The sequence below is a fragment of the Methylobacterium sp. B1 genome (genome assembly GCF_000333255.1).
Lineage (GTDB): Bacteria > Pseudomonadota > Alphaproteobacteria > Rhizobiales > Beijerinckiaceae > Methylobacterium > Methylobacterium fujisawaense.
This window is the reverse complement of record NZ_BACT01000738.1, coordinates 1-7,281: the sequence shown is the minus strand read 5'-3', so window position 1 is coordinate 7,281 and position 7,281 is coordinate 1. Positions and strand designations below refer to the sequence as shown.

7 protein-coding genes and 1 rRNA gene are annotated in these 7,281 nt (G+C 69.2%); 3 read left to right on the top strand and 5 right to left on the bottom strand.

Annotated features, from left to right (window positions below):
- Window positions 1-662 (top strand): transglutaminase family protein (locus tag I53_RS21730; protein WP_043354582.1); only part of this gene is annotated, 662 nt, incomplete at its 5' end.
- Between the two features lie 11 nt (window positions 663-673).
- On the opposite strand, the gene I53_RS21725 is transcribed toward I53_RS21730, so the two are convergent.
- Window positions 674-1,702, bottom strand: a complete 1,029-nt coding sequence (locus tag I53_RS21725) for an alpha/beta hydrolase (RefSeq protein WP_043354580.1) — start codon at window positions 1,700-1,702, stop codon at window positions 674-676.
- 189 nt (window positions 1,703-1,891) lie between these two features.
- Between I53_RS21725 and meaB the strand changes: the two genes are divergently transcribed.
- Both meaB and I53_RS21715 read left to right on the top strand, forming a co-directional pair.
- Complete coding sequence (gene meaB / locus I53_RS21720) at window positions 1,892-2,878, top strand: methylmalonyl Co-A mutase-associated GTPase MeaB (protein WP_043354578.1); 987 nt, start codon at window positions 1,892-1,894, stop codon at window positions 2,876-2,878.
- A 144-nt stretch (window positions 2,879-3,022) separates the two neighbouring features.
- A complete protein-coding gene (locus tag I53_RS21715; RefSeq protein ID WP_043354576.1) occupies window positions 3,023-3,400 on the top strand; it encodes a CsbD family protein in 378 nt (125 codons plus the stop codon).
- Window positions 3,401-3,573: 173 nt separating this feature from the next.
- On the opposite strand, the gene I53_RS21710 is transcribed toward I53_RS21715, so the two are convergent.
- The 4 genes from I53_RS21710 to rrf form a co-directional block, all read right to left on the bottom strand.
- Entirely contained in the window at window positions 3,574-4,359 is a 786-nt protein-coding gene (locus I53_RS21710; RefSeq protein ID WP_043354574.1) for a 3-hydroxybutyrate dehydrogenase, read from the bottom strand.
- Window positions 4,360-4,433: 74 nt separating this feature from the next.
- Window positions 4,434-5,942, bottom strand: coding sequence for a HAMP domain-containing sensor histidine kinase (locus tag I53_RS21705; protein WP_051044949.1), 1,509 nt, complete (start codon window positions 5,940-5,942; stop codon window positions 4,434-4,436).
- Complete coding sequence (locus tag I53_RS21700) at window positions 5,939-6,634, bottom strand: response regulator transcription factor (RefSeq protein ID WP_043354572.1); 696 nt, start codon at window positions 6,632-6,634, stop codon at window positions 5,939-5,941. The genes I53_RS21705 and I53_RS21700 overlap by 4 nt, the downstream gene beginning before the upstream one ends.
- A gap of 367 nt (window positions 6,635-7,001) precedes the next feature.
- Window positions 7,002-7,117: ribosomal RNA gene (rrf, locus tag I53_RS21695) — 5S ribosomal RNA — on the bottom strand.
- Between the last annotated feature and the right edge of the window lie 164 nt (window positions 7,118-7,281).

Genomic DNA, 7,281 nt, shown 5'->3' with positions numbered 1-7,281 from the left:
TGATCGACGATGACGGGCGCCCGGACCCGGTGCACCCGGAGGCCAAGCAGCACGCGATCGAGGACCTGCCGGCCGAAACCATCGTGTTCCTGCTGCCCAGCCGGTACTGCGAATCGGATCTGCTGGCCGACGAGGCGTGGCGCTTGTTCGGCCATACCGAGCCCGGCTGGAGCCGGGTGCAGGCGGTCTGCGATTTCGTGCACGACCACATCGCGTTCGGCTACGAATTCGCTCACGGCGACCGCACGGCGCAGGATGCCTATGCGGGTCGCCGCGGCGTCTGCCGAGACTTCACCCACCTGGCCGTGGCCTTCTGTCGCGCGCTGAACATCCCGACCCGCTACTGTACCGGTTATGTCAGCTTCATCGGCGAGCCCGAGCCGCACCCGGCGGGCGATTTCGCCGCCTGGATGGAGGTCTATCTCGGCGGGCGCTGGCACGTGTTCGACCCGCGCAACAACGCCCCGCGGATCGGCCGGGTCATGGTCGCCTACGGTCGCGACGCCGCGGATGTGCCGCTGACCCACACGTTCGGACCGAATCCCCTCGTGGGCTTCCGGGTCTGGGCCGACCGGATCGACCATCTGGACGCCTCCGGCGACGCGCCGATCCTGCCGGAGGAACCCCTGCCGCCGCAGAGCATGACGACCCGGATGGGGTGAGCGCCGCGCGCCTACACCCCGGCGCCCCGGGCGATGGCGCGCTTGACCACCCCCTGCACATCCGGATTCGAGAGGAACAGGTCGTGGTTGATCAGGCCGCCGCCGTAATCGGAGGCGTCGGCGACGCGCACGCCGAGTGCCTCGAGCTTGGCGCGATCGGCCGCGCCCGCACGCACGCCCCCCGCCAGGGCGGCGGAGAGTTCGAGCGCCCGGTCGTTGGTGGAGGAGATCACCGTGATCTTCGAGACGTCGGGTCCGAGGCGGGCAACGCCGTTGGAGAACAGGTCGAAATCGATGTCGGGTGCGGCCAGCACCACGGCTCCGATCCGCGCCATCGCGGCCTCGCCGGCCTCGGCGCGGAGCAACCGCAGGGTCTCGAGCGTGAGGAGCGTGCCCATCGAGTGCGCGACGATGTTGATGCGGCCGCCGCTCGGCGAGGCGGCCAGCGCCTTGAGCAGGTCCTCGAAGGCGTCGCGCGACCAGAGGGCGCTCTCGCGATCGTAATTGTAATCGAGGGTCGCAGCCGCCGACGGCCACGTGAACAGGCCGGAGACGCCGCCGAAGCGGATGCCGTCCGAGAGCCTGGCCGCGCTGATCGCGGCCGATTCGAACGATTCGCGGTAGCCGTGGACGTAGATCAGCACGTCCCGCCCGAGGGCCGCCTGCGAGAAGGCTGTGGCGGCACCGGATCCCGTCTCGAATTTCGGCACCGCGCCGATCGTCCAGTCGCCGGTGATGACGGACGAGACCTTGCCGAGGAGCGAGCGGTCGGGCGGCGACAGGCGCACCTCCGCGAAGCTCAGGCCGCGGCCGCGGTCGCTGCTGAAATACGGCGGCCGGGGCGGATTGCCCACGGGCTTCCGGGTCGTGGCGACCAGCAACACCGGCATGACGTCGAGGGCCGATTGCTTTTCGGGCAAGGCCGCGCCGGTCCCGAGATCGTCGGTGACGCAGGCGCCGAGCGACGGGGCGAGACCCGCGGCGCCCGCGAGAGCTCCGAACCGGAGAAGGACGCGACGTGAGACGATCTGGCTCGACATGATCCGGTTGCGCTCGGGCGGGGTGCCCTCCGTCGCCCAGGATCGTGACCATCGCGGGGCACGATCACGCCAGGTCGGCGTGAATAGCGGGCATGACCGGGCTTGTGGGGGACGGGCCACAGCCGGCCCATCCCCCCGTGCCGGTGCCTCCCCCTGGACGGCAGCCGTCGCCGCGNCCATGAAGGGACCATGACGCCGTCCATCGACATTCAGAGCCTCNGCGAGCGCCTGCTGCGCGGCGACCGCGCCGCGCTGGCCCGGGCCATCACGCTGGCCGAGTCCAAGCGCGCTGATCACCGGGCCCTGGCGGCGGATCTCATCGATTCGGTTCTGCCCGAAACCGGTCGGGCGATCCGCGTCGGGATCACCGGCGTGCCCGGCGTCGGCAAGTCGACCACCATCGACGCCCTGGGCTCGAACCTGACCGAGGCCGGCCACAAGGTGGCGGTGCTGGCGGTCGATCCGTCCTCTTCCCGGACCGGCGGCTCGATCCTGGGCGACAAGACCCGGATGGCGCGGCTGTCGCACGATCCCAACGCCTTCATCCGCCCCTCCCCGTCCTCCGGAACGCTCGGCGGCGTGGCGGCCAAGACCCGCGAGACCATGCTTCTCTGCGAGGCCGCGGGCTTCGACGTGATCCTCGTCGAGACGGTCGGCGTTGGCCAGTCGGAGACGGCGGTGGCCGACCTGACCGACTTCTTCCTGGTGCTGATGCTGCCCGGAGCGGGCGACGAGCTCCAGGGCATCAAGAAGGGCATCCTCGAACTCGCCGATATGATCGCGGTCAACAAGGCCGATGTTGGCGAGGCCGAGCAGCGGGCCAATGCAGCGGCTTCGGAATACCGTGCGGCGTTGCACATCCTCACCCCGGCCTCCGCCACCTGGACGCCGCCGGTGGTGACGATCTCGGGCTTCCACAATCTGCGTCTCGATACGCTGTGGGCGAAGATCGTCGACCACCGGGAGAAGCTCACTGCCACCGGAGAGATCCAGGCGAAGCGCCGGACCCAGGACGTGAAGTGGATGTGGGCGCTAGTGGACGAGCGTCTGCACCAGCGCCTCGTCGGGTCCCCGGAGGTCCGGCGCCGCACGGCCGAGGCGGAGGCGGGTGTGGCGCGGGGCGAGACATCCCCCGCCGCCGGCGCCGCGGCCATCGCCGAGCTGATCGGCCTCTGACCTGTCCCGTCTGCCGCGGAAACGCTGGCCGCGCATAATTTCATGGCGGCCGGGGGCACAAACGCCATCTCGCGCGTTCGGTGGACGACGGCGTAACGAGCGACGCCCGCGTCGCGGCGCCGCGCTCACGTCCAGGAGAGTGCCATGGTGGATACGGATCGGATCGTCGGCGGCGCCAAGGAGGCCGTCGGCAAGGTTCAGGGCGCGGCCGGAGATTTCGCGGGCTCGAACCGCGACTCGGTCGAGGGTCGGTTCCGCGAGGCCCAGGGCGAGGCTCAGAACGTCTACGGCCAGGTGAAGGACAAGGCGCGCGACATCGCCGACCGGGCCGGCGACGTCGCCAGCGACGCGTATGACCGCGCCGGCGACATCGCGGGTGAGGCCTATGAGCGGAGCGGTTCCTACCTCCGCGACGGGCGTGCCGCCGTCGGCGCCCGCGTGGAAGAGAATCCCCTGGTCGCCCTGCTGATCGCCGGCGCGGTGGGCTACGGCCTCGCCCTGCTGGTCCACGGCCGCCGCTGACCGAGGAGCGGCCCCACCTGAAGCCGGGCGGGGCCGCCATCCCACAGGCTCCGCCCGATCGTCGCGGCTGATCTGACGGCTGCGGAACGCCCATGATACCGAGGGTGTCGATACGGAAGGTGTCAGCCCCCGGGTGACGGGCCCTGCCTTCCGGAACGCAGCAGTGGACGCCGCTACTGCGCGGTCCAGCCGCCATCCATGCTGATATTGGCGCCGGTGATCTGGCTCGCCGCATCGGAGCACAGGAACACCGCCAGTGCGGCGACCTGATCGACGGTGACGAATTCCTTGGTCGGCTGCGCCTTCAGCATCACGTCTTCGATCACCTGCTCCTTGGTCAGACCGCGGGCCTTCATCGTGTCGGGAATCTGCGACTCCACCAGGGGCGTCCAGACGTAACCGGGCGAGATGCAGTTCACCGTGATCTTGTGGGGCGCGAGTTCCAGTGCCGCCGCCTTGCTCAGGCCCGCGATCCCGTGCTTGGCCGCCACGTAGGCCGACTTGAACGGCGAGGCCACCAGCGAATGGGCCGAAGCGGTGTTGATGATCCGGCCCCAGCCGCGTGCCTTCATCCCGGGAATTGCCGCATGCATCGTGTGGAAGGCCGAGGACAGGTTGATCGCGATGATCTGCTCCCACTTCTCGGCCGGAAAGTCCTCGATCGGCGAGACGAACTGGATCCCGGCATTGTTGACCAGCACGTCGACGGATCCGAAAGCGTCTTCCGCCTCGCGCACCATGGCGTTGATCGCCTCGGGCTTGCTCATGTCGGCGGACGAATAGTGGACCTTGACCCCGTAGGCGCTTTCGATCCCGGCCCGCGTTTCCTCGATGGCGGTCGCGTCCCCGAACCCGTTGAGCACGACGTTGGCTCCCTCGGCCGCAAGGGCGCGCGCGATGGCAAGTCCGATGCCGCTGGTCGAGCCGGTGACGAGGGCGGTCTTGGTCTTGAGGGTCATGGAGCCTCCTGGAACTCGGGCGCTCTGCCGATCGGATGGAAAGACGGCGCGGTCGTAGCGGGACAGGTCGCGACCTAACTAGCGCGGGACGGGGACGCCGGCACAGGGTCGCCCGATGCCGGTGCGGGCAGGATGTCACCGGCTTCCGTCTGCGGGCGCGGTGAAGCCGGAAGGCCGATCTCGACCCGCAGCCCTGGGGCGTTGTCGAAGAGCCGCAGGGTCCCGTGATGCAGGCGCACCACGGCGTTGACGAGGCTGAGGCCCAGCCCGAAGCCCGGTCGCGAACGGGCATCCTCCAGGCGCACGAAGCGACCGAGGACGCGGGCCCGCTCCGCTTCGGGGATGCCCGGTCCATGATCGGACACGGCAAGGCGGATCGTCTCGCCGTCGCGCCATGCCTCCAGCGTCACGCTGGCCTCCGCTCCGGCGGATTCGGCCCCGTATTTCAGGGCGTTGTCGATGAGGTTGGCGAGGGCCTGCCCGATCAGCTCGCGGTTGCCCGCGATGGTGAGGTCGTCCTGCGCGCGCACCGCGAGCGTCAGCCCCTGATCCTCGGCGACCGCCTCGTAGAGTTCGCCGACGCTCCGCACCGTCTGGCCGATATCCAGCGGTCCCAGCATCTCCCGGGCAGACCCGGCTTCGAGCCGCGCGATCATCAGAAGGGCATTGAACACCCGGATCAATCCGTCGCCTTCGTCGATCACGGCTTCCAGCGCCGCGCGCAATTCCTCCGGCGTCGAGGCCCGGCGCAGGGCCTCGTCGGCGCGGTTGCGCAGGCGGGTCAACGGCGTCTTGAGGTCGTGGGCGATGTTGTCGGAGACCTCCCGCATGCCGCGCATCAGCTCGCCGATCCGCTCCAGCATCAGGTTGAGGCTCGACGCGAGGCGGTCGAGTTCGTCGCCGTTTCCCGCCACAGGGAGCCGGTCGTCGAGATCGCCCGCCATGATCGCGCGGGTGGTCTGGGTCATGGCATCGACCCGGCGCAGCACCCGGCTCGCTGCCAGCCAGCCGCCGATCACGCCGAGGAGCACGACGGCGGCGAGCGAGGTGAGGAAGGCGCGCCCGATCACCGCCCGCAGACGGTCGCGCTCCTCGGTGTCGCGCCCGACGAGCAGCCGGAATCCGCCCGGCAGGGTGAAGACCCGCACGATCGCCTGATGCGCCTCGGCATCGGACTCGTTGCGGCCGTAGCGCGTCTCGGTCTGACCTGGGGTCGCCAGCACGGCGGCGGGCACGTAGCCGACATTGCCGACCACATGGTCGCCGCCGGCCGTCGTCACGAGGTAGAGCGAGGCCCCCGGCTCGCGCGAGCGCCGCTCCACCACGGTGATCAGCCGCCGTAGACCGCCGGCATTGTATTGTTCCGACAGGCCGTTGATCTCGGCATCGATCGTCGAGACGATCTGGTCGTCGAGTACCGCGCGGGCATTCCAAGCGACGTAGCCCAGCGCCAGGAATGCGCAGAGGGCGAAGATCGCCAGATAGGCCAGCGACAGCTTGAAGGCGGTGGTGCGGAACAGCTTCTGGAAGCGCGCAGCCCCCGTCTCGCGGGCGACCAGCGCGTCAGCCGGAACCGCGCTCACCCGGAGGCGCCCTCCTCGAAGCGCAGGACATAGCCGGCACCCCGAACCGTATGGATGATCGGGGACGCGAACCCCTTGTCGAGCTTGCTGCGCAGGCGCGAGACGTGAACGTCGATGACGTTGGTCTGCGGATCGAAGTGATAGTCCCAGACATGCTCCAGCAGCATCGTGCGTGTCACGACCTGGCCCGCATGCCGCATCAGGTATTCGAGAAGACGGAATTCGCGGGGCTGCAACGGGATCTCGCGGCCGGCCCGGGTCACCCGATGGGACAGACGGTCGAGTTCTAGGTCGCCGATCCGGTAGCGCGTCTCCTCGGCGGCTCCCGAGCCGGCCTGCCGCCGGGCCAGCGCCTCGGTGCGGGCCAGCAGTTCCGAGAAGGCATAGGGTTTCGGCAGATAATCGTCGCCCCCGGCGCGCAGCCCCTTCACCCGGTCGTCGACCTGCCCGAGTGCCGACAGGATCAGCGTCGGGGTCGCGACGTTCTGCTCGCGCAGCGACCGGATCAGCGACAGGCCATCGAGCTTCGGCAGCATCCGGTCGACGATCAGCACGTCGTAGTCACCCTCGCGGGCCAGCGCGTAACCGTCGAGGCCGTCATGCGCGCTGTCGGCGACATGGCCGGTCTCACGGAAGGCCTTGACGAGATAGGCCGCCGCTTCCTGATCGTCCTCGATGATGAGCAGTCGCATGGCCCCGTTCCATAGCGCGCCGCGTGGGTCGGGGGAACGTATCTCCATCAACATGGTCAAGTCGCTCCCCTCCCCTCTCGGGCTGAACGGGCCGAGGTCGCGGACCTCGGCCCGTTCCGAAGCGGGGCGCGGACGACTCGGAGGGCGCGAGATCCGTCACCGGCTTCGTCCGCGTGGGCCGTGGGCCATGCGCGGTGTGAGGATGATTGCAGGCGATCGATTACCGGATGATCGCGGGGAGATGACTTCGCGGTAAGGCGTCGTCGGATATCGGAAGCCAACGACAAAACGCCCGCAGGCTGCTCTCCATGAGAGCGGCCTGCGGGCGTTTGTATCGTGTCGAGGGAATGCCGATTGCGATGGGCGGGTCTGGCGGCGACCGACTCTCCCGTGTCTTGAGACACAGTACCATAGGCGCTGGCGTGTTTAACGGCCGAGTTCGAGATGGGATCGGGTTCTGGGCACGCCGCTCAGGCCACCAGACCGGCGCATCGCAATTCTTTTGGGACTCGGCGGCGCAGGGTGCTGCGGCGTCGAGTGTTGTGTTCGGCAAGCATGCAGCGTCGTCGCTGCGGGTCTTCGTTGTGGCGTGTGTCTCTGGCATCCCCCGCCTTGCGGCGGCCGATCCAGTCCGGACACGGATCACG

Excerpts from the sequence above, each read along its gene's own strand:
- I53_RS21725 (WP_043354580.1), bottom strand. The coding sequence starts at position 1,702 with ATGTCGAGCCAGATCGTCTCACGTCGCGTCCTTCTCCGGTTCGGAGCT.
- I53_RS21715 (WP_043354576.1), top strand. The coding sequence starts at position 3,023 with ATGGTGGATACGGATCGGATCGTCGGCGGCGCCAAGGAGGCCGTCGGC.
- I53_RS21710 (WP_043354574.1), bottom strand. The coding sequence starts at position 4,359 with ATGACCCTCAAGACCAAGACCGCCCTCGTCACCGGCTCGACCAGCGGC.
- I53_RS21700 (WP_043354572.1), bottom strand. The coding sequence starts at position 6,634 with ATGCGACTGCTCATCATCGAGGACGATCAGGAAGCGGCGGCCTATCTC.